Genomic DNA, 19,931 nt, shown 5'->3' with positions numbered 1-19,931 from the left:
CCGCCGCACCGGCAGCGGCGGCACCGGCGCCGGCCGCCTGGGCGGCACGGTTCGTACGAGGGGTGCGGCCGGTGGCCCGGGTCGTGGGGCCGGTGGGGTTCGGCTCGCCGGCCGGGGAGGTGGCCGCCGGCTGGGCGGGGTCGCCCGGCTCGGCCGCTCGGGGCGCGCCGACGCGCCGGAGGACCTGGGTGGTCTCGGGCGCCCGTGTCTCACCGGCGCCCTGAGCCGTACCGGTCTCCTTGCCGGACTGGTCGTCCTGGGAGCCCCGGGGCGCCGTGACCCGCCGCAGCACCTGGGTGCTCTCGGCCGACTGCGCCGGTTCGGAAGCGACTCCGGCCCCCGTGACCCGCGACTTCGCCGAGTCACCAGGCCGCCGGGCGGACGCGTCGGACGCCTGGGAGCCCTGTGCCTCCGTCGCCCCACCGGCCCCCGAGCCCCCGCGAGCAGCCGGGCCCGAGCCGGAGCCGGAGTCCCCGGAAGCCGAGCCGCCGCGAACCGCCGGACGCCCGCCCGGAGCCGAACCCGAACCCGCGCGTGCCACCGGACCGTCACCGGACCCCGAGCCCGCACCGGCCCCCGAGCCCCCGCGAACCGCCGGACCCGAGCCGGAGCCGGAATCCCCCGAACCCGCCGACGCACCGGAAGCCGAGCCGCCGCGAACCGCCGGGCCCGGGTCCCTGCCGGAGCCGGAGCCGTCGCGAGCCGTCGGTACACCACCGGCGGCCCCGCCGGAGGCCGTGTCGCCGTGCTGTGCGGGGGTCGCCTGGTCCGTGCGGCTGCCTCGGGCCGCCTGGCGGGCCCGGGCCATGGAGGCGGTCCGGTCCTGGGCCGGGCCGTCCTCGGCCGGCGTGCCGTCACCCGTTCGGCCGAGTCCGGGCTGCCGGGTCCGGCCGCGCTGCTCGGCCCGCTGGGCCCCCTCTGCCCGCGTGTCCCCCGCCTGGGCCGGCTTGCCGGTGGACCCCTCGGGGTGTGCCGGGGCGGTGGTCCGCCGGGGTGGTGTCGGCTTGCCGGTCCCCGTGACCGTGTCGGTGGCCGGCGCGTCGCGGCCACCGGGGTCCCCGGGCCCTTCAGCCGGCAGCGGCTTCTTCGGCGGCACGCCCTCGTTCGGCTGCTGCGGCTGCGGCTCGTCGCTCATGTCGTGCACGGACTCCTGTTTCGCGTCGTACGTTCCCGTACGCCTCGTACGCTTCTGCGCCCCCGGTTGGAAGACTCTCGCACCTGGCGTTCCGTTCCCGGATCCCGGCACGCTTCGGGCACGAATATTGCGTGGCCGGCAGCCGGACCCCTGGACTAGGCTCCTGCGCTTCGGTGTCGAGCGGTCCCAGGAGGTGGACTGGCGTGGGCGCGGGACGGTTGTACGTGGCCGTCGCGGCGGGGGGATTCAGACGGTACGCGACGTATCGGGCCGCCACTGCGGCAGGGGTGTTCACCAACACCGCCTTCGGACTGATCCTTGTCTCCACCTATCGCGCGCTGTGGGACGAGCGGCCGCACCTGGGCGGGTGGGACCAGGCGCAGGTCGTGACGTATGTGTGGCTGGGGCAGGCGTTCCTCGCGGCGCTCGCGTTGGGGGGCGGCGGCGTCGAGAACGAGTTGATGGAACGCATCCGTACGGGGGACGTGGCGATCGACCTGTACCGGCCCGCCGACCTGCAGCTGTGGTGGCTGGCGACGGATCTGGGCCGGGCGTTCTTCCAGCTGCTGGGGCGCGGGCTCGTGCCCTTCGTCTTCGGTGCCCTGTGCTTCCCGGTGTACCTGCCGACGGACGTGGGCACCTGGGCCGCCTTCCTGGTCGCCGTGCTGCTGGCGATGCTCGTCGGGTTCGGGATCCGGTATCTGGTGGCGCTCAGCGCGTTCTGGCTGCTGGACGGCCAGGGGGTGACGCAGATGTCCTGGCTCGCCGGGTTCTTCTGCTCGGGCATGCTGCTGCCGCTGAACGTCTTCCCGGGGGCGCTCGGCGAGGTCGTACGGGTGCTGCCGTGGTCCTCGCTGCTGCAGGCGCCGGCGCAGATCCTGCTGGGGCACGGGGACCCGCTGGGTACGTATCTGTTCCAGGGGGCGTGGGCGGTGGTGCTGCTGGGCGCGGGGCGGCTGGTGCAGTCGGCGGCGACGCGGCGGGTGGTGGTCCAGGGTGGGTGAGACCGGCACCGGCCGGGTGCGGGAGGGGCTTCGGGCCTATCTGATGATCGCCGGGATGTGGATCAGGTCCACCATGGCCTACCGCGCCTCGTTCGCGATGACCACGTTCGGGAACTTCTCGGCGACCTTCTTCGACTTCGTCGCGATCCTGCTGATGTTCTCGCGGGTGGACGCTCTCGGCGGCTGGTCGCTGCCCGAGGTGGCGTTCCTGTACGGCCTGTCCGGTACGGCCTTCGGGATGGCCGATCTGGTGATCGGGTCGATGGAGCGGCTGGGGCGGCGGGTGCGCGACGGCACACTGGACACGCTGCTGGTGCGCCCGGCGCCGGTGCTGGCGCAGGTGGCGGCCGACCAGTTCGCGCTCAGGCGGCTGGGCCGGGTGACGCAGGGCCTGCTGGTGCTGGGGTGGGCGGTCGTGCGGCTGGACGTCGCCTGGACGCCGCTGAAGCTGCTGCTGATGCCGGTGATGGTGGTGAGCGGCTGCGGGATCTTCTGCGCGGTGTTCGTGGCGGGGGCGGCCTTCCAGTTCCTGGCGCAGGACGCCTCGGAGGTGCAGAACGCCTTCACCTACGGCGGTACGACGCTGCTGCAGTATCCGCCGACGGTGTTCGCCAAGGAGCTGGTGCGCGGGGTGACGTTCGTCCTGCCGCTGGCCTTCGTCAACTGGCTGCCCGCGACCTATGTGCTGGGGCGGCCGTGTCCGCTGGGGCTGCCGCGGTGGACGGCGTTCGCACCGCCGCTGGTGGCGGTGGGGTGCTGTGCGCTGGCGGGGCTGGCCTGGCGGGCGGGACTTCGTTCGTACCGGAGCACAGGGAGCTAGCGTGAGCGATTTCATCGCCCTCGAGGGGGTCGAGAAGGTCTTCGAGGTCCGCAAGAAGACCGGGTTCCTGAAACGGGAGCGGCGCGAGGTACGGGCGGTCGACTCGATCTCGTTCACCGTGGCGCGCGGGGAGATGGTCGGGTACATCGGGCCGAACGGCGCCGGGAAGTCGACGACGATCAAGATGCTGACCGGCATCCTGACGCCGAGCGCGGGACGGCTGCGGGTGGCGGGCATCGACCCGTCGAGCGAGCGCAGGCGGCTGGCGCACCGGATCGGGGTGGTGTTCGGGCAGCGTACGACCCTGTGGTGGGACCTGCCGCTGATCGACTCCTACCGGCTGGCGCACCGCATGTACCGGATCCCGGACGCCCGTTACCGGGAGAACCTGGACCGGTTGGTGGAACTCCTGGATCTGGGGGCCCTGTTGGACGTGCCGGTGCGGCAGCTCTCGCTCGGGCAGCGGATGCGCGGGGACATCGCGGCGGCGCTGCTGCACGACCCGGAGGTGCTGTACCTGGACGAGCCGACGATCGGCCTGGACGTGGTGTCGAAGGCCAGGGTCCGGGAGTTCCTGCGGGAGTTGAACGCCGAGCGGGGCACGACCGTGCTGCTGACCACGCACGACCTGCAGGACATCGAGCAGTTGTGCTCGCGGGTGATGGTGATCGACCACGGGCGACTGGTGTACGACGGCCCGCTCGCGGGGCTGCACGAGGCCGGGGAGAGCGAGCGGACTCTGGTGGTGGACCTGGAGCGGGAGCTGCCGCCGGTTCGGGTGCCGTCGGCGCGGGTGGTGCGGGTGGAGGGGCCGCGGCAGTGGCTGGCGTTCCCGGCGGGGCAGTCGGCGGCGCCGCTCGTCGCCCATCTCGCGGCGCGTTATCCGCTGGTGGACCTGTCGGTGCGGGAGCCGGACATCGAGGCGGTCATCGCGAAGATGTACGCGGAGAAGGCGGTCTCGTAGGCTGCTGTCATGACCGACGACGCAAGTCCGGACCTCCGGGCGTCCGACAGCGACCGTGACCGGGTCGCGGAGGTCCTGCGGGACGCTCTGGCCGAGGGCCGGCTCGACATGGCGGAGTTCGACGAGCGGCTGGAGGCGGCGTACAAGGCGCGTACCTACGGCGAGCTGGCGCCGCTCACCCGTGACCTGCCGGCGGCCGGCGCGGCGACGCCCCTGCCCGTGTCGTTGACCAAGGAGCCCGCGCAGAGCGGGGGTTGGGCGTCGCGGATCGTCGGGGGCGCGGGGTCCTCGACGGGCGCGGTCGCCATCATGTCGGGGTTCCAGCGCAAGGGCCGCTGGACGGTGCCGAAGCTGTTCAACTGCTTCGCGTTCTGGGGCGGCGGCGAGATCGACCTGCGGGAGGCGAACTTCGCGGACCGCGAGGTCCAGATCAACTGTGTGGCGATCATGGGCGGCGTCCAGGTCGTCGTGCCGCCGGGGGTCGAGGTCGTCGTCCGCGGCATCGGTGTCATGGGCGGCTTCGACCACCCCAGGGAGGACGGCCCGCCGGAGCCGGGTGCTCCGCGCGTGATCATCGGCGGGTTCGCCTTCTGGGGCGGGGTCGGTGTGGAGCGCAAGGTCACGCGGGCCGAGCAGAAGCGCCTGAAGGAACAGCGCCGTCAGGAGAGGCTGGAGCGCCGGGAGTCCCGGCAGCTGGAGCGGGAGCGGCGCCGGGGGCGCTGAGCGCCGTCGTTCACCGCGGGTGCGGGGTGGTCGCTCGCGCCCACGCCGCAAAGCCGCGGATCGGTACGGCCCCGCGCCCCTTCGGGGTGCTACTTCGTGCACACCTTGGTCAGTTCGCCGGCCGCGTCCGTGACCGGTCCGACGTCCGGGGTCCTGTCACCGTTCTTGATGGCGGTCCGTACGTTGCCCACCGCCCTGTTCACGTCGTCGACCGCCTTGTTGACGTCGGCGTTGTCGGTCTTGTCGCCGATCTTCTTGAGGTTCTTCTCGATGGCGTCGAGGGAGGCGTCGGCCCGGCCGGGATCGTTGGCGGCGTTCTCCACGGCCTGCTGCAGGTCGGTGACGCTGTCGGCTATGGAGTCGGCGGTCTGTACGCAGTCCAGCGCCTTGTCGACGGCGTCGCAGCCGGTGGTGAGACCGGTCGTGAGCGCGGCGAGCGCGACGGCGGCGACGGCGGTGAGACGGCGTCGGCTGACGGCCATGGTGGTGGTTCCCTCCCTGTAAGGCTGTGCCGTACCCGTAGGACGCCGAGGAGTGCGCGCGGGTTGCCCGCGCGCACTCCTTTTGTTGGTCCGCCCTTTACTTTGCGAGCGTGGCCTCGAGGGCCGCACGCTGGTGCGCGGCGAGTTCGGCGCAGCCGGTGACGGCGAGGTCGAGCAGGGCGTTGAGTTCCTCGCGGGCGAAGGGCTCGGCCTCGGCGGTGCCCTGGACCTCGACGAAGCGGCCGTCGCCGGTGCAGACGACGTTCATGTCGGTGTCGGCGCGCACGTCTTCCTCGTAGCAGAGGTCGAGCAGCGGGACGCCGCCGACGATGCCCACGGAGACCGCGCTCACGGTGCCGGTGAGCGGCTGGCGGCCGGCCTTGATCAGCTTCCTGCCCTGGGCCCAGGCGACCGCGTCGGCGAGCGCCACGTACGCGCCGGTGATCGCCGCGGTACGCGTGCCGCCGTCGGCCTGGAGGACGTCGCAGTCGAGGACGACGGTGTTCTCGCCGAGCGCCTTGTAGTCGATGACGGCGCGCAGGGAGCGGCCGATGAGCCGGGAGATCTCGTGGGTACGGCCGCCGATCCTGCCCTTGACGGACTCGCGGTCGCCGCGGGTGTTGGTGGCGCGGGGCAGCATGGCGTACTCCGCGGTGACCCAGCCCTCGCCGCTGCCCTTGCGCCAGCGCGGGACGCCTTCGGTCACGGAGGCGGTGCAGAACACCTTGGTGTCGCCGAAGGAGACGAGGACGGAGCCCTCGGCGTGCTTGCTCCATCCCCGTTGGATGGTGACCGGGCGGAGCTGTTCGGGGGTACGGCCGTCGATGCGAGACATGCCGTTGAGCCTAGCCGTACCTGCGAAAGGGGCTCCTCCCGCGTCGGGAAGAGCCCCTTTCAGGTGACCCCGGCTCGAACGGGGTCTCACATCATGTCTTCGATCTCCGCGGCGATCGGGTCGGCGTCGGTGCCGATGACGACCTGGACGGCGGTGCCCATCTTGACGACACCGTGGGCGCCGGCGGCCTTCAGGGCGGCCTCGTCGACCAGCGAGGCGTCGGACACCTCGGTGCGCAGCCGGGTGATGCAGCCCTCGATCTCCTCGATGTTGTCGATGCCGCCGAGGCCGGCGACGATCTTCTCAGCCTTGCTGGCCATGTTCCCTCTCCCTGATCCGAACCGCTTTGTCGCAGTAACCCACAGTTGGCCCATCTTCGCGAGCGGTCATGCCGTGGGTGCCCCATGATGGCGATCACGACAGCGGAACCGTCCGCCAACTGGTCTACACCACAGGGAGGACGGTCGCCAAACCGCGCCCGAGTCGAGTGGCCGGGAGGACGCCATGAGCGCGGAGAGCGCCAGCACCCCGCAGGACACGGCCGGTCCCGCACGCGAGCACTGGAACCGGCTGTTCCAGGGTCTGCAGAAGATGGGCCGCAGCCTGCAGCTGCCGATCGCGGTCCTGCCGGCCGCGGGCATCCTCAACCGGCTGGGCCAGCCGGACGTGTTCGGCGACCAGGGTCTGGGCTGGACGGACGTGTCCAAGGTGATGAAGGGCGCGGGCGGGGCGCTGCTCGACGGCTCCCTCGGCCTGCCCCTGCTGTTCTGCGTCGGTGTCGCGATCGGCATGGCGAGGAAGGCGGACGGCTCGACCGCGCTCGCCGCCGTGGCGGGCTTCCTCGTCTACTACGGGGTCCTGCACCAGTTCCCCGAGCAGTGCCCCGGCGGGTCGAAGGCGCTGCCGGACATCGGCTGCCAGGTCGGGGTCGGGGCGGGCGTCGGCGCGGTGACACCGTTCACCTTCCAGAACCCCGGTGTCTTCGGCGGCATCGTCATGGGTCTGCTGGCGGCCTTCTTCTGGGCCCGCTTCCACCGCACCAGGCTGGTGGACTGGCTGGGCTTCTTCAACGGCCGCCGGCTCGTCCCGATCATCATGGCGTTCGTCGCCATCGGCTTCGCGGCGCTGTGCCTGTGGATCTGGCCGCCGATCGGTGCCGGCCTGGAGACCTTCAGCCACTGGCTGCGGGACGCCGGCGCCTGGGGCTCGGGCATCTTCGGCGTCGCCAACCGCGCGCTGCTCGTCATCGGCCTGCACCAGTTCCTGAACGTACCCATCTGGTTCCAGTTCGGGACGTACACGCCGCCGGGCGGCAAGCCGGTGCACGGCGACATCAACATGTTCCTCGCGGGCGATCCCCACGCGGGCCAGTTCACCTCGGGGTTCTTCCCGGTCATGATGTTCGCGCTGCCGGCGGCGGCGCTGGCCATCACCCACTGCGCGAAGCCGCACCGCCGCAAGGAGGTCGGCGGTCTGATGCTGTCGGTGGCGCTGACGTCGTTCGTGACCGGCATCACCGAGCCGATCGAGTACTCGTTCCTGTTCGTCGCCCCCCTGCTCTACGCCGTCCACGCCGTGCTCACCGGTGTCTCGATGGCGGTGACCTGGGCGCTCGGGGTGCACGACGGCTTCAGCTTCTCGGCCGGGCTGATCGACTACGTGATCAACTGGAACCTGGCGACGAGACCGTGGGCGATCATCCCGATCGGTCTGTGCTTCGCGGGCGTGTACTACGCCGTCTTCCGGTTCGCGATCACCAGGTTCGACCTGAGGACTCCGGGCCGCGAGCCGGAGGAAGACGTCGAGGACACCACCAAGGCGTGAGCTCTTATCACATCGGCACGCCCCGTAGCGTTCCGGTAGCGGATTTCGTGGTTCCTTATCCCGCCTTCATCGTGCTACAACAGGTCTACACCACTGAGTGGTGTAGACCACCACGTTGGAGGAAACCAACCATGAGCACCGCCACCGCCACGGCGGCTCCCGCGAAGAAGCGGGGAGCCGGCCTGCTCCAGGGCCTGCAGAAGGTCGGCCGCAGCCTGCAGCTCCCGATCGCCGTGCTGCCGGCGGCGGGCATCCTGCTGCGTCTCGGCCAGGACGACGTGTTCGGCAAGGACGGCCTCGGCTGGAACAAGGTCGCGGCCGTGTTCGCCACCGCCGGCGACGCCGTCTTCAGCAACCTGCCGCTGCTGTTCTGCGTGGGCATCGCCATCGGCTTCGCCAAGAAGGCCGACGGCTCGACGGCGCTGGCGGCGCTGGTCGGCTTCCTGGTGTACAAGAACGTGCTGACCGCGTTCCCGATCACCGAGGCCAGGATAACCAAGGGCGCGGACATCCCCGCCACGTACAACGACCCCAAGGTGCTCGGCGGCATCGTCATGGGTCTCATCGCCGCCGTCGTCTGGCAGCGCTTCCACCGCACCAAGCTGCCGGACTGGCTGGGCTTCTTCAACGGCCGCCGGCTGGTCCCCATCCTGATGGCCTTCATCGGCACCGGCATCGGTGTGCTCTTCGGCCTGGTCTGGGAGCCCATCGGCAACGTCATCACCGACTTCGGCAAGTGGATGACCGGCCTCGGCGCGGTCGGCGCGGGCCTGTTCGGCCTCATCAACCGCGGTCTGCTGCCCATCGGCATGCACCAGTTCGTGAACACGGTGGCCTGGCAGGAGATCGGCAGCTACAAGGACTCCGCCGGTGCCCTGTGGCACGGTGACCTGCCCCGCTTCTTCCACGGCGACCCGACCGCCGGTCAGTTCATGACGGGCTTCTTCCCGATCATGATGTTCGCCCTCCCGGCCGCTGCCCTGGCGATCACCCACTGCGCCCGCCCGGAGCGCCGCAAGGCCGTCGGCGGCATGATGCTGTCCCTCGCCCTGACCTCGTTCGTCACCGGCATCACCGAGCCGATCGAGTTCGCGTTCATGTTCATCGCCCCGCTGCTCTACGCGATCCACGCGGTCCTCACCGCGGTGTCGATGGCGGTGACCTGGTCGCTGGGCGTGCACCACGGCTTCAGCTTCTCGGCCGGCGCGATCGACTACGTCCTCAACTGGGGTCTGGCGACCAAGCCCTGGATGATCATCCCCGTCGGTCTGGTCTTCGCGGTGATCTACTACGTGGTCTTCCGCTTCGCGATCGTCAGGTTCAACCTCCCGACCCCGGGCCGCGAGCCCGAGGAGGAGGTCGAGGACCTCACCAAGGCGTGAGTCCGGCCGCGACGGCACGAGGAAGGCCCCGGAACCGATCCCGATCGGGTTCCGGGGCCTTCTCGTATGCCACGAAGCTCAGATCTCGTACGTCAGCCGCGGTGCGGCCAGGTCCACCGGGCCGGAGAACACCTCGCGGGCGTCGCGGAGGTTGACCTGCGGGTCGGTCCACGGCGGGATGTGGGTGAGGACCAGGCGGCGGGCGCCCGCGCGGGCCGCCGACTCGCCCGCCTCACGGCCGTTGAGGTGCAGGTCGGGGATGCTCTCCTTGCCGTGCGTGAACGCCGCCTCGCACAGGAACAGGTCGGTGTCCCGGGCCAGCTCGTCCAGCGCCGCGCTGACCCCCGTGTCGCCGGAGTACGTCAGCGACCGCCCGCCGTGCTCGACGCGGATGGCGTACGCCTCCACAGGATGGCGGACCCGCTCGGTGTGCACCGTGAACGGGCCGATCTCGAACGTGGACGGCTTCACGGTGTGGAAGTCGAAGACCTCGCTCATGGAGGAGGCGGAGGGGGTGTCGGCGTAGGCCGTGGTCAGGCGGTGCTCGGTGCCCTCGGGACCGTAGACGGGGATCGGTGCGCAGCGGCCGCCGTCGTGGCGGTAGTAGCGCGCGACGAAATAGCCGAGCATGTCGATGCAGTGATCGGCGTGCAGATGGCTCAGGAAGATCGCGTCGAGGTCGTAGAGACCGCAGTGGCGCTGCAGCTCGCCCAGGGCGCCGTTGCCCATGTCGAGAAGCAGCCGAAAGCCGTCGGCCTCGACGAGGTAGCTCGAGCAGGCCGATTCCGCGGACGGGAACGACCCCGAGCAGCCGACGACGGTGAGCTTCATGAAGCAGAAACCTCCGTTGGCGGAAAGATCAAAAGGGCAGGAAACGGGGGTCGTGCGGTGCGTCGAGCGTAAGGCGCGAAAGCGCGGGTCGCTCCTCTGCCAGGGGCTGTTGTGGGCGAACTCACCTGTGCTGTCACCGGTTCGGCTGGACCCGGGGCGCGGAAGAATACCCAGAGGGCGCGCGATCCTCGGCGTGCGCCGGTAACGTCGTCGTATGGACACGTCCTGGTGGCTGGCGCTCGCGGCGGTGGTGCTGCTCGCCCTGGTCGCCACGCTCGTCGACGGCTGGGGAGGCGGTCGCCGGCCCGGCGGGCGGCGCCTGAGGCCGCCCGGCCGCCCCGGTACGCGCGGGGCGCGGGCCGCCCGGCCGGCCCCCGGGGACATCTGGTGGGCGGACGTCCCCTACGAGGACCGCGCGGAATCAGGTGGTGCCGCGCGAAGCGCGTCGGGCAGGGCGGCGGCGGGTGACGGGCGGGCCAAGGACCGGCCGTGTCTGGTGCTGGCCGTGCGCGGGAACCGGGCCATGGTCGCGAAGATCACCAGTAAGTACCACGACGAACGTGCCGGGGTGATCCCGCTGCCCCCGGGCGCGGTCGGCGACGCCCGGGGGCGGCCCAGCTTCCTGGAGACCGACGAACTGCGGGAGGTGCCGGTCGGTGACTTCCGGCGCCGGGTCGGTGTGGTGGACCCGGTCCTGTGGGACCAGGTACGGCACCTCGCCGACTAGCCGCGCGCCGAACAGAGCCCCGCGCCCCTTCGGGCGCGTCCGCTCACCGCACGTTCACCGTCACCGTCCACTCCTGGATGCCCTTGCAGGAGACCTGGCCGGGCGCCGTCGGCTCGGCGCACAGCGGCCGGGACGACGTCAGTTTCACGGTTCCGTCGGCCACCGCCTGGTACGCGGCCGTGGCCTGGCCCGGCTGGATGACGAAGCCCGCGTTGATGCCCTTGAGCACGGTCCCGCCGGCCATGACCGGCTTCCACGGCCGGGACTTGGTGCCGTCCAGGGTGACCCGGACCTCGCCGCCCTTGGTCACGCAGACGGTACGGCCGTTGTCGGCGGCCTTGAGCTGGACGAGGGGGGCGCAGCCGCCGGTGCCCGGGGCGTGGGACGCCGGCGGTGACGCCTTGCCGGCGCTGCCGCCGTCCGTGCCGTTCTGCGAGCCGCATCCGGCAAGGAGCAGCGCGGTCGCCGCGAGGGCGAGGGATGTAGTCGTACGGCGCATGGGGTTCGCCTTTCTGCCGTGGCCGCACGGGGTCGGCCGCCTGGTGCAGATGTGACGTACCAGCACAACGAAAGGATCCCGCACGCGGAGGGTTTCCGCGTGCGGGACCACTCTGTTCGGGTGCGGGGATCAGCTGGTCGTCAGGGCGGTGTCGTCCACGACGAAGCTGGTCTGCAGCGAGGAGTCCTCCACGCCGTTGAACTTCAGGGTGACCGTCTGGCCCGCCAGCGAGGACAGGTCGAGGGTCTTCTGCGCGTACCCGGAGGCGGCGTTGAGGTTCGAGTACGTCGCCAGGGTGGTCGATCCGGCGGTCACCGTCAGCTTGTCGTACGCGGTGCTGCCGGTCTCGGCGGTGTCGATGTGCAGGGAGAAGGTGAGCGTGGCCTTGCAGCCGGCGGGGATCGTCACCGACTGGGACAGGGTGTCGGTGTGCGAGGAGCCGTAGCCGTCGAGCCAGGCGTAGTACGAGCCGCCGTGGGCCGCCTGACCGGAGTCGTTGGTGATGACCCCGCTGGACGCGGTCCAGGTGGTGTTGCCGGACTCGAAGCCCGGGTTGCCGAGCAGCTGCGCCGAGGTGCAGCCGCCGCCGGAGGTGCCGACGGTCCAGGTGAAGGAGGCCGAGCCGGAGGCGCCGGTGGAGTCCTTCGCGGTGACCGTGACCTGGTAGGTGCCGGCCGTGGAGGCCGTACCGGAGATGAGACCGGTGGAGCTGTTGACGGACAGGCCGGTGGGCAGGCCGGTCGCGCTGTAGGTCAGGGCCGCGCCCGCGCTGTCGCTGGCGTGGATCTGCAGGCTGACCGAGCCGCCGGTGGTGGTGGACTGGCTGCCGGGGTTGGTGACGGTCACCGTGTTGCCGCTGCTGGAGCCGGCGGTGAAGGCGGCGGTGCCGTTCGGGGTCCCCCAGCCGGTCGGGCCGTCGTAGCCGGTACCGGCGGTGCAGAAGTACGAGGTGGAGCAGGAGCCGTTGCTGCCGCTGGTCACGTCGTACAGGTTGCCCGTGTGCTGGTACGGGTACTTCGCCGGGTAGTCGGCCGAGCCCGGGGTTCCCGCGAGGGCGTAGACGCCGGCGACGATCGGGGCGGCGGCGCTGGTGCCGCCGTAGACCGCCCAGCCGGAGCCACCGTAGGTGTCGTAGACCGCCACGCCGGTGGCCGGGTCGGCGACCGCGGAGACGTCGGCCTCCATGCGCTTGGCGCAGCCGGAGTCGGTCTGCCAGGCCGGCTTCGGGTCGTAGGCGGAGCAGCCGGAGCCGGTGCCCTCGGTGGAGTTGGTGTGCCACACCGACTCGGACCAGCCGCGGGAGTTGGAGGCGGTGGTGAGGGCGGTGCCGCCGACGGCGGTCACGTACTGGGAGGTCGCCGGGTACTCGGCGCCGTAGGCGGAGTCACCGGAGGAGACGGTGATCGCGACACCCGGGTGCTTGAAGTACTGGGTGTCCTCGGTGGTCTGGGAGGAGGACTCGGAGCCGCCCCAGCTGTTGGAGACGACCTTGGCGCCGAGCGAGACGGCCTCGTTCTCGGCGGTGCCGAGGTCGGAGTCGTTCGCGGAGTTCGCCTCGACCAGGACGATGCTGCAGTTCGGGCAGACGGCGCTGACCATGTCGAGGTCGAGGGCCTCTTCACCGGCCCAGCCGCTGTCGTTGGTCGGCAGCGAGGTGGTCGAACCCGTCTGGCTGACCTGCTTGAAGCAGCCGTTGGCCTTGGTGCAGGCGGACAGGCCGTAGGTGGAGCGGTAGGTGGCGAGGTCCGACTCGGCGTTGGGGTCGTTGTAGGCGTCGACGATGGCGACGGTCATGCCGGAACCGCCCGTGGTGGGCAGGTTGTAGGCGCTGTGCAGGTTGGCCGGGGAGAGGCCGGAGGGTGCCGCGGCGGCGAGCGCCGAGGCGAGGCGCTGCTTGATGTCGGTGCGGCGCTGGGCGAAGCAGGACGCGTGCCCGGGCTCGGCGGTGGCGCACAGGTGCTGGGTCGGCACCTTCTGGCCGGCCTTGCCGGTGGAGTGGTAGGTCTGCCGCCCGGGGGCGGTCAGCGCCTTGTTGTTCTGTGTGACCTTGGAGGTGTGGGGGTGGGCCGCTGCGGGCCGCGCCCCGGCCGTCGGTGCCGCCGCGAGTCCGGCGACGGTGAGGGCGAGGGCGGGGAGGGCGACGGCGACGAGTCTTCGCAGACTGCGTCTCCGCCGGCTCGGACGTGATGCACGCATGGGGGTACTGCCTCCGGTTGACGTGGGGTTTCGCACTGGATGGGGCAGGCCCGTGACGCGCGAGCGGCGGCGAGCGCGCAGCCATGAGCATGACACTGCGCGAGGAACGTAGACCCGGCCCAGGAAGCACCGGCAGTACTGAAAGGAATTCTTTGCTTGTCCATAGGAACGACTTAGCCCCCTCATGAGAGGGGGCTGACACGCGTTTGAGGCGGGCTACGCCCAGAGCTGGCCCTGCAGCGTCTCGATGGCCTCCTCGGTGGTGGCCGCCGTGTAGACGCCGGTGGACAGGTACTTCCAGCCGCCGTCGGCCACGATGAAGACGATGTCGGCGGACTCCCCCGCCTTGACCGCCTTCCTGCCCACACCGATCGCCGCGTGCAGGGCGGCGCCCGTCGAGACGCCCGCGAAGATGCCCTCCTGCTGCAGGAGTTCACGGGTGCGGGTGACCGCGTCGGCCGAACCGACCGAGAAGCGGCTGGTGAGCACGGAGGCGTCGTACAGCTCGGGTACGAAGCCCTCGTCGAGGTTCCTGAGGCCGTACACCAGGTCGTCGTAGCGCGGTTCGGCGGCCACGATCTGGATGCCCGGCCGGTGCTCGCGCAGATAGCGGCCGACGCCCATCAGGGTGCCGGTGGTGCCGAGGCCCGCGACGAAGTGGGTGATCGAGGGGAGGTCCGCCAGGATCTCGGGGCCGGTCGTGGCGTAGTGGGCGCCCGCGTTGTCCGGGTTGCCGTACTGGTAGAGCATCACCCAGTCGGGGTGCTCGGCGGCCAGCTCCTTGGCTACGCGCACCGCGGTGTTGGAGCCGCCCGCCGCCGGGGAGGAGATGATCTCGGCACCCCACATGCCGAGCAGGTCCCGGCGCTCCTGCGAGGTGTTCTCGGGCATCACGCACACCATGCGGTAGCCCTTGAGCTTGGCCGCCATGGCGAGGGAGATGCCGGTGTTGCCGCTGGTCGGCTCCAGGATCGTGCAGCCCGGGGTGAGCCTGCCGTCCTTCTCCGCCTGCTCGATCATGTGCAGGGCGGGGCGGTCCTTGACCGAGCCCGTGGGGTTGCGGTCCTCCAGCTTGGCCCAGATACGGACGTCGGGGGACGGCGACAGCCGCGGCAGGCGCACCAAAGGGGTGTTGCCCACCGCGGCCAGCGGGGAGTCGTAGCGCATCGCTGCTCAGCGGCCGATCAGCGCATGCCGCCGGCGACGGCCGGCAGGATCGTGACGTTGTCGCCGTCGGACAGCTTGGTGCTGATGCCGTCCAGGAAGCGGACGTCCTCGTCGTTCAGGTAGACGTTCACGAACCGGCGCAGCTGGTCGCCGTCCACGATGCGGGCCTGGATTCCCGCGTGCCGGGTCTCGAGGTCGGCGAACAGCTCGGCGAGGGTCTCACCACTGCCCTCCACCGCCTTCTGACCGTCGGTGTACGTGCGGAGGATGGTGGGGATGCGGACCTCGATGGCCATGATTACGGCTCCTGTCGGAAAAAGTCGGGTCTGGGCACACGGCGGCACGCCGCGGCTCACGGCCGTACGGCGGCAGGGGAACGTCAACAGATGGCGCTGTTCAGCCTGCACAGGTCGACGTGCAGCCGCGCCACGAGCAGCATGCCCGGCGCCTTCTCGCTCACGTCGTTCAGAACCATGCGCTCATCGTAACGATTCCCGGTCCGGGTCCCGGAGTGTGATTCCGTATGCCGGACGGATTCGGTCCGGTGAGCGAGACCGGTGAGCCTCAGTAGGCCTCCACGACGGTGACCTCCTCCTCGGTGACCTCGCCGTCCACGATCCGGAAGGAGCGGAACTGGAACTCGCCGAGGCCGTCGGTGTCGGCGGTGGAGACCAGGACGTAGTGGGCGCCGGGCTCGTTGGCGTAGGAGATGTCGGTGCGGGACGGGTGGGCCTCGGTGGCGGTGTGGGAGTGGTAGATGACCACCGGCTCCTCGTCGCGGTCGTCCATCTCCCGGTAGAGCTTGAGCAGGTCGCCCGAGTCGAACTCGTAGAACGTCGGGGACATCGCCGCGTTCAGCATGGGGATGAACCGCTCGGGGCGGTCCGAGCCCGCCGGCCCCGCCACGACGCCGCACGCCTCGTCGGGGTGGTCCTTGCGCGCGTGGGCGACTATCTGGTCGTACAGGGCCTGGGTGATGGTCAGCATGACGGTCAGGATAAGCAGAAGGGCCGTCCCGTACCGAGGGATGGTACGGGACGGCCCATATGGTGGACGTCCTGAGCGGCGGCCGCCGGGGGCGCCACGAGTGCTCCCGACGGCCGGACGTCCGTTTCCGGTGGTTTTCCGGTCGCTCGCGCCAGGTCAGCGCTTGCGGAAGGCCGCGGCCTCCGGGTTGCGGCGCTTGAGCGCCCAGTAGGAGACGCCGAGGATCGCGGCCCACAGCGGAGCACAGTAAAGCGACACCCGGGCGTCCTTGTCGATGCCCATGAGCACGATCACCATGAAGATGAACGCGAGCGCGAAGTAACTCGTGTACGGCGCACCCGGCGCGCGGAACTCGCTCTGCGGCAGCAGCCCGCGGTTCGCCCGGGACCGGTAGCGGATCTGGCAGAGCAGGATGACGATCCAGGCCCACATGCCGGAGATGGTCGCGAAGGAGACGACGTAGTCGAACGCCTTGCCCGGCCACTGGTAGTTGATCCACACGCCGACCAGCATCAGCGCGGCGGAGACCGTGGTGCCGACCAGCGGCGTGCCGCTGCGCGTCAGCTTGGTGAAGAACGTCGGGCCCTGGCCGTTGAGCGCGAGGTCGCGCAGCATGCGGCCGGTGGAGTACATGCCGGAGTTGCAGGAGGACAGCGCGGCCGTGAGGACGACGAAGTTCACGATGCCGGCGCCGGCGGCCAGGCCCATCTTCTGGAAGGCGGCGACGAACGGGCTCACACCGGGGTGGAAGCTCGTCCACGGCACGACCGACAGGATCATGACCAGCGCGCCGACGTAGAAGACGGCGATGCGCCACGGCACGGTGTTGATCGCCTTGGGCAGGACGGTCTTGGGGTCCTTGGACTCGCCCGCGGTGACACCGACCAGCTCGACGGCGAGGAAGGCGAACATGACCATCTGCAGGGTCATCAGGGTGCTGCCGACGCCGTGCGGGAAGAAGCCGCCGTCGTTCCACAGGTGGGCCACGGAGGCGGTGTCGCCGGCGTCGGAGAAGCCGATCGTCAGGATGCCGGCGCAGATCAGGATCATGCCGATGATCGCGGTGACCTTGACCATGGAGAACCAGAACTCCAGCTCACCGAAGAGCTTCACGGAGATCAGGTTGGCGCCGTACAGGATGACCGTGAAGATCAGGGCCGAGATCCACTGCGGGAGGTCGAACCAGTACGTCATGTAGGAGGCCGCGGCCGTGACCTCGGTGATGCCGGTGACCACCCAGAACAGCCAGTACGTCCACCCGGTCACGAAGCCCGCGAAGGGGCCGATGAACTCGCGCGCGTACTCCGAGAACGAACCGGACACCGGGCGGTACATCAGCAGCTCGCCGAGCGCCCGCATGATCAGGAAGATCACGAGGCCCGCGATGGCGTACGCCAGGATCAGGCTGGGGCCGGCCTTGGAAATGCCCTTGCCCGCGCCGAGGAACAGACCGGTGCCGATGGCACCGCCGATGGCGATCATCTGGATCTGCCGGGACCCGAGCCCGCGCTGATACCCCTCGCCGCCCTCGCTGTCCTCGGCCCGCGCGGCCTCATTGCCGTCGCGAAGCTGGTCGACCTGCGATGAGGTCATGTGTGGTGCGCCTTTCTCCATGCCGACCCGCGGCCTTCAGTCGGCCTCGGATCGGGTTTCGATCCCCCCGGATTGCTGGAGTCATTGCCTGGCCGACGGTCGTCGGCTCGGTGGCGCACCCGGCCGAACATGGGTGGTGTGGGCCGGGCGGTCGTGAAGATTTATCACGGCCGCCCTATTGATCACGGAGGGGCACTGTGACGCATCACACAGGGAAAAGTGGACAAATAGCGCCCGAATGCGGCAAACCCGGCCGCAACGGTGACGGGATCGTTATCCGGATTTGAGTGTCCGCTGAGCGAACACTCGTGCACCGTAAAATGCCTCACTCACGGCAAAAGGGTCGCCACCAGGGTCTCCTGGAGCCCGCCGAGCCACAGATAGGCCATCACCATCGGCTTGCGCGGGTCCTCGTCCGGGAGTCCGTAGAGCAGATCGGCGTCGTCCTCGTCGGTGATCTCCAGCCGGGCGCCGATCGCGAGCCGCAGGTCGTTGAGGGCGCCGAGCCACTGCCGGGACTCCCCCGGCGCCAGCTTCAGCACCGCACCGCCCTCGCCCACCGGCGCGAGCGCGTCCAGGGCGCGGATCACCGCGAGCGCGTTGTCACGCTTCCCGGCGCGCAGGTCGTTCTCGGTGTAGCGGCGGAACTCGGCGGAGTGGGCCCTGCGCTCCTCGGCCTCGGCGGGCGAGCCGGGGGCCTGCTCCGGGTCGCTGTAGGCGTCGGGGAAGAGCCTTCGGAGCACCGGGTCGACGGGCGGCTCGCTCGGGCCCTCGGCGAACAGCTCGGCGAGCGGGTCCTTGGGGGCGTCCGCGCCGGGACCGGGTCCGATGAGCTCCAGGAGCTGGACGGCCAGCGACCGGATGATGGAGATCTCGACGTCGTCGAGCGCGACGGCCGCGCCGCCGCCGGGAAGCGGTTCGAAATGTCCGGGCATGTAAGTGGATTCGCTACTTCCGGTCCTGCTGCAGGGTGGCCCACAGACCGTAACCGTGCATCGCCTGCACGTCGCGCTCCATCTCCTCGCGACTGCCGCTGGAGACGACCGCCCGGCCCTTGTGGTGGACGTCGAGCATGAGCTTGGTCGCCTTGTCCTTGGTGTACCCGAAGTACGACTGGAAGACGTAGGTCACGTAGCTCATGAGGTTGACCGGGTCGTTGTGCACGATGGTGACCCAGGGGACGTCGGGCTCGGGTACGGCGAAGACCTCCTCCGCCGGCTCGGTGCGTTCGATCTCTACGGGCGCGGGTGACGTCACAGTGCCCATGCTGCCACGGCCAGGAAAAATCGTCACACTGACGAAATGGGGGTAGCATCTGTCGTCATGAACACAGCGGACCTTGGGCTGCCGGTGGATGTTCCCTCGACGGCGCTCTTCACGGACCAGTACGAGCTGACGATGCTGCGGGCCGCACTGAAGGCCGGTACGGCCGAACGGCGGAGCGTGTTCGAGGTCTTCACCCGGCGGCTGCCGGACGGGCGCCGCTACGGCGTGGTGGCGGGCACCGGACGCGTCCTGGACGCGGTGGAGAACTTCCGCTTCGACGCGGGCGTCCTCGGCTTCCTGGGCGAGCGGAAGATCGTGGACGAGGACACCCTGAAGTGGCTGGCCGACTACCGCTTCAGCGGGGACGTCTGGGGCTACCCCGAGGGCGAGGTGTACTTCCCCGGCTCGCCGATCATGCGCGTCGAGGGCACCTTCGCCGAGTGCGTGCTCCTGGAGACGGTCATCCTCTCGATCCTCAACCACGACTCCGCGATCGCCGCCGCCGCCTCCCGGATGGCCTCCGCCGCCGGGGAGCGCCCGCTGATCGAGATGGGCGCCCGCCGCACCCATGAGCTGGCGGCCGTCGCCGCGGCCCGGGCGGCCTACGTCGGCGGCTTCGCGACCACCTCCGACCTGGCGGCCGGCTTCCGCTACGGCATCCCGACCGTCGGCACCTCCGCCCACGCCTTCACCCTCCTCCACGACCGCGAGCGGGACGCCTTCCAGGCCCAGGTGGACACCCTCGGCCGGGGCACCACCCTGCTCGTGGACACCTACGACGTCGCCGAGGCCGTCCGTACCGCGGTGGAGGTGGCCGGGCCCGAGCTGGGCGCGGTCCGCATCGACTCCGGCGACCTGCTGCTCGTGGCCCACCGGGTGCGGCAGCAGCTGGACGAGCTGGGTGCGACGGACACGAAGATCATCGTGACCTCGGACCTGGACGAGTACGCCATCGCCTCGCTGGCCGCCGCCCCCGTGGACGCCTACGGCGTCGGCACCCAGCTGGTGACCGGATCCGGTCACCCGACCGCCTCCATGGTCTACAAGCTGGTCGCCCGCGCCGAGACCGCCGACCCGAAGGCCCCGCTGGTGCCGGTCGCGAAGAAGTCCAGCGGCGGCAAGACCTCCGTCGGCGGCCGCAAGTGGGCGGCGCGCCGGATGGACGAGGACGGGGTGGCGGAGGCCGAGGTCGTGGGCACCGGCCCGGTGCCGGCGGACCTCGCCGACCGGCAGCTGCTGGTCGAGCTGGTCAAGGGCGGGGACGTGATCGCCCGTGAACCCCTGGACGTGCCCCGGGACCGCCACATCGCCGCCCGGGCGAACCTCCCCCTCTCCGCCACCCAGCTGTCCCGAGGGGAACCCGTCATTCCGACGGAGTACGTCCACGGACGCTCGGGTAGCTAGAGCGGGACCGTCGTCCGCCCCCGGAACGCCCCCTCCCGCGGGGGCCCGGAAGTCTCTAGGCTCAGTTACTTAACTCTTAGTCGAAGGACACC

General features: G+C 70.6%; 22 protein-coding genes. 8 read left to right on the top strand and 14 right to left on the bottom strand.

The window, feature by feature from the left end; genetic code table 11:
* Positions 1–1,135 (bottom strand): hypothetical protein (locus ACWC94_RS29680; protein ID WP_450800263.1); only part of this gene is annotated, 1,135 nt, incomplete at its 3' end.
* A 203-nt stretch (positions 1,136–1,338) separates the two neighbouring features.
* Here ACWC94_RS29680 and ACWC94_RS29675 point away from each other — a divergent pair.
* The 4 genes from ACWC94_RS29675 to ACWC94_RS29660 are packed head-to-tail and all read left to right on the top strand — an operon-like array spanning position 1,339 to position 4,646.
* Positions 1,339–2,139: an ABC transporter permease gene (locus ACWC94_RS29675; protein WP_450800262.1), complete on the top strand. Its 801-nt coding sequence runs from the start codon at positions 1,339–1,341 to the stop codon at positions 2,137–2,139.
* Between the two features lie 43 nt (positions 2,140–2,182).
* A complete protein-coding gene (locus ACWC94_RS29670; RefSeq protein ID WP_450800270.1) occupies positions 2,183–2,959 on the top strand; it encodes an ABC transporter permease in 777 nt (258 codons plus the stop codon).
* A 1-nt stretch (position 2,960) separates the two neighbouring features.
* Positions 2,961–3,923, top strand: coding sequence for an ABC transporter ATP-binding protein (locus ACWC94_RS29665; RefSeq protein ID WP_450800261.1), 963 nt, complete (start codon positions 2,961–2,963; stop codon positions 3,921–3,923).
* Between the two features lie 9 nt (positions 3,924–3,932).
* On the top strand, positions 3,933–4,646 hold the full coding sequence (locus tag ACWC94_RS29660; RefSeq protein WP_450800260.1) for a DUF1707 SHOCT-like domain-containing protein: 714 nt from the start codon (positions 3,933–3,935) through the stop codon (positions 4,644–4,646).
* Positions 4,647–4,735: 89 nt separating this feature from the next.
* Here ACWC94_RS29660 and ACWC94_RS29655 read toward each other — a convergent pair whose 3' ends face one another.
* From ACWC94_RS29655 to ACWC94_RS29645, 3 genes are all read right to left on the bottom strand, one after another.
* Positions 4,736–5,128, bottom strand: coding sequence for a hypothetical protein (locus tag ACWC94_RS29655; protein WP_450800259.1), 393 nt, complete (start codon positions 5,126–5,128; stop codon positions 4,736–4,738).
* 97 nt (positions 5,129–5,225) lie between these two features.
* Entirely contained in the window at positions 5,226–5,963 is a 738-nt protein-coding gene (rph, locus tag ACWC94_RS29650) for a ribonuclease PH (protein ID WP_450800258.1), read from the bottom strand.
* A gap of 86 nt (positions 5,964–6,049) precedes the next feature.
* Positions 6,050–6,283 carry a glucose PTS transporter subunit EIIB gene (locus tag ACWC94_RS29645; RefSeq protein ID WP_194045576.1) on the bottom strand — a complete coding sequence of 78 codons (234 nt, stop codon included), beginning with the start codon at positions 6,281–6,283 and terminating at the stop codon, positions 6,050–6,052.
* A gap of 184 nt (positions 6,284–6,467) precedes the next feature.
* Between ACWC94_RS29645 and ACWC94_RS29640 the strand changes: the two genes are divergently transcribed.
* Complete coding sequence (locus tag ACWC94_RS29640; protein ID WP_450800257.1) at positions 6,468–7,787, top strand: PTS transporter subunit EIIC; 1,320 nt, start codon at positions 6,468–6,470, stop codon at positions 7,785–7,787.
* Between the two features lie 131 nt (positions 7,788–7,918).
* Positions 7,919–9,169, top strand: a complete 1,251-nt coding sequence (locus tag ACWC94_RS29635) for a PTS transporter subunit EIIC (RefSeq protein ID WP_450800256.1) — start codon at positions 7,919–7,921, stop codon at positions 9,167–9,169.
* A gap of 78 nt (positions 9,170–9,247) precedes the next feature.
* On the opposite strand, the gene ACWC94_RS29630 is transcribed toward ACWC94_RS29635, so the two are convergent.
* Entirely contained in the window at positions 9,248–10,000 is a 753-nt protein-coding gene (locus ACWC94_RS29630) for an MBL fold metallo-hydrolase (RefSeq protein WP_450800255.1), read from the bottom strand.
* A gap of 214 nt (positions 10,001–10,214) precedes the next feature.
* On the opposite strand from ACWC94_RS29630, the gene ACWC94_RS29625 reads away from it, so the two are divergent.
* Complete coding sequence (locus ACWC94_RS29625; RefSeq protein WP_450800254.1) at positions 10,215–10,727, top strand: type II toxin-antitoxin system PemK/MazF family toxin; 513 nt, start codon at positions 10,215–10,217, stop codon at positions 10,725–10,727.
* A gap of 43 nt (positions 10,728–10,770) precedes the next feature.
* Here ACWC94_RS29625 and ACWC94_RS29620 read toward each other — a convergent pair whose 3' ends face one another.
* The 9 genes from ACWC94_RS29620 to clpS form a co-directional block, all read right to left on the bottom strand.
* On the bottom strand, positions 10,771–11,226 hold the full coding sequence (locus ACWC94_RS29620; RefSeq protein WP_450800253.1) for a hypothetical protein: 456 nt from the start codon (positions 11,224–11,226) through the stop codon (positions 10,771–10,773).
* Between the two features lie 129 nt (positions 11,227–11,355).
* Positions 11,356–13,422: a putative Ig domain-containing protein gene (locus ACWC94_RS29615; protein ID WP_450800252.1), complete on the bottom strand. Its 2,067-nt coding sequence runs from the start codon at positions 13,420–13,422 to the stop codon at positions 11,356–11,358.
* A 216-nt stretch (positions 13,423–13,638) separates the two neighbouring features.
* Positions 13,639–14,589: a PLP-dependent cysteine synthase family protein gene (locus ACWC94_RS29610; RefSeq protein ID WP_450800251.1), complete on the bottom strand. Its 951-nt coding sequence runs from the start codon at positions 14,587–14,589 to the stop codon at positions 13,639–13,641.
* A 17-nt stretch (positions 14,590–14,606) separates the two neighbouring features.
* A complete protein-coding gene (locus ACWC94_RS29605; protein WP_450800250.1) occupies positions 14,607–14,885 on the bottom strand; it encodes a MoaD/ThiS family protein in 279 nt (92 codons plus the stop codon).
* A gap of 83 nt (positions 14,886–14,968) precedes the next feature.
* Positions 14,969–15,064: a putative leader peptide gene (locus tag ACWC94_RS29600; protein WP_023550193.1), complete on the bottom strand. Its 96-nt coding sequence runs from the start codon at positions 15,062–15,064 to the stop codon at positions 14,969–14,971.
* Between the two features lie 89 nt (positions 15,065–15,153).
* Positions 15,154–15,576, bottom strand: coding sequence for a Mov34/MPN/PAD-1 family protein (locus ACWC94_RS29595; RefSeq protein ID WP_450800249.1), 423 nt, complete (start codon positions 15,574–15,576; stop codon positions 15,154–15,156).
* Positions 15,577–15,732: 156 nt separating this feature from the next.
* Positions 15,733–17,169, bottom strand: a complete 1,437-nt coding sequence (locus ACWC94_RS29590) for an amino acid permease (RefSeq protein ID WP_450800248.1) — start codon at positions 17,167–17,169, stop codon at positions 15,733–15,735.
* 329 nt (positions 17,170–17,498) lie between these two features.
* A complete protein-coding gene (locus ACWC94_RS29585; RefSeq protein WP_450800247.1) occupies positions 17,499–18,104 on the bottom strand; it encodes a DUF2017 domain-containing protein in 606 nt (201 codons plus the stop codon).
* Between the two features lie 13 nt (positions 18,105–18,117).
* The gene (gene clpS, locus ACWC94_RS29580; RefSeq protein ID WP_450800245.1) at positions 18,118–18,435 is read right to left on the bottom strand and encodes an ATP-dependent Clp protease adapter ClpS; all 318 of its coding nucleotides are present in this window, start codon (positions 18,433–18,435) and stop codon (positions 18,118–18,120) included.
* 57 nt (positions 18,436–18,492) lie between these two features.
* Here clpS and ACWC94_RS29575 point away from each other — a divergent pair, with 57 nt between their 5' ends.
* Entirely contained in the window at positions 18,493–19,839 is a 1,347-nt protein-coding gene (locus tag ACWC94_RS29575) for a nicotinate phosphoribosyltransferase (protein WP_450800244.1), read from the top strand.
* Positions 19,840–19,931: the final 92 nt, after the last annotated feature.

The sequence above is a fragment of the Streptomyces sp. NPDC001135 genome (assembly GCF_053598395.1).
Note: the sequence above shows the minus strand (reverse complement) of the source record. Positions and strands in the feature narration are given on the sequence as shown.

Excerpts from the sequence above, each read along its gene's own strand:
- ACWC94_RS29600 (WP_023550193.1), bottom strand. The coding sequence starts at position 15,064 with ATGGTTCTGAACGACGTGAGCGAGAAGGCGCCGGGCATGCTGCTCGTG.
- ACWC94_RS29660 (WP_450800260.1), top strand. The coding sequence starts at position 3,933 with ATGACCGACGACGCAAGTCCGGACCTCCGGGCGTCCGACAGCGACCGT.
- ACWC94_RS29635 (WP_450800256.1), top strand. The coding sequence starts at position 7,919 with ATGAGCACCGCCACCGCCACGGCGGCTCCCGCGAAGAAGCGGGGAGCC.
- ACWC94_RS29610 (WP_450800251.1), bottom strand. The coding sequence starts at position 14,589 with ATGCGCTACGACTCCCCGCTGGCCGCGGTGGGCAACACCCCTTTGGTG.
- ACWC94_RS29640 (WP_450800257.1), top strand. The coding sequence starts at position 6,468 with ATGAGCGCGGAGAGCGCCAGCACCCCGCAGGACACGGCCGGTCCCGCA.
- ACWC94_RS29655 (WP_450800259.1), bottom strand. The coding sequence starts at position 5,128 with ATGGCCGTCAGCCGACGCCGTCTCACCGCCGTCGCCGCCGTCGCGCTC.
- ACWC94_RS29590 (WP_450800248.1), bottom strand. The coding sequence starts at position 17,169 with ATGACCTCATCGCAGGTCGACCAGCTTCGCGACGGCAATGAGGCCGCG.
- ACWC94_RS29670 (WP_450800270.1), top strand. The coding sequence starts at position 2,183 with ATGATCGCCGGGATGTGGATCAGGTCCACCATGGCCTACCGCGCCTCG.
- ACWC94_RS29585 (WP_450800247.1), bottom strand. The coding sequence starts at position 18,104 with ATGCCCGGACATTTCGAACCGCTTCCCGGCGGCGGCGCGGCCGTCGCG.
- ACWC94_RS29620 (WP_450800253.1), bottom strand. The coding sequence starts at position 11,226 with ATGCGCCGTACGACTACATCCCTCGCCCTCGCGGCGACCGCGCTGCTC.
- ACWC94_RS29625 (WP_450800254.1), top strand. The coding sequence starts at position 10,215 with ATGGACACGTCCTGGTGGCTGGCGCTCGCGGCGGTGGTGCTGCTCGCC.
- ACWC94_RS29605 (WP_450800250.1), bottom strand. The coding sequence starts at position 14,885 with ATGGCCATCGAGGTCCGCATCCCCACCATCCTCCGCACGTACACCGAC.
- clpS (WP_450800245.1), bottom strand. The coding sequence starts at position 18,435 with ATGGGCACTGTGACGTCACCCGCGCCCGTAGAGATCGAACGCACCGAG.
- rph (WP_450800258.1), bottom strand. The coding sequence starts at position 5,963 with ATGTCTCGCATCGACGGCCGTACCCCCGAACAGCTCCGCCCGGTCACC.
- ACWC94_RS29615 (WP_450800252.1), bottom strand. The coding sequence starts at position 13,422 with ATGCGTGCATCACGTCCGAGCCGGCGGAGACGCAGTCTGCGAAGACTC.
- ACWC94_RS29595 (WP_450800249.1), bottom strand. The coding sequence starts at position 15,576 with ATGCTGACCATCACCCAGGCCCTGTACGACCAGATAGTCGCCCACGCG.
- ACWC94_RS29575 (WP_450800244.1), top strand. The coding sequence starts at position 18,493 with ATGAACACAGCGGACCTTGGGCTGCCGGTGGATGTTCCCTCGACGGCG.
- ACWC94_RS29630 (WP_450800255.1), bottom strand. The coding sequence starts at position 10,000 with ATGAAGCTCACCGTCGTCGGCTGCTCGGGGTCGTTCCCGTCCGCGGAA.
- ACWC94_RS29645 (WP_194045576.1), bottom strand. The coding sequence starts at position 6,283 with ATGGCCAGCAAGGCTGAGAAGATCGTCGCCGGCCTCGGCGGCATCGAC.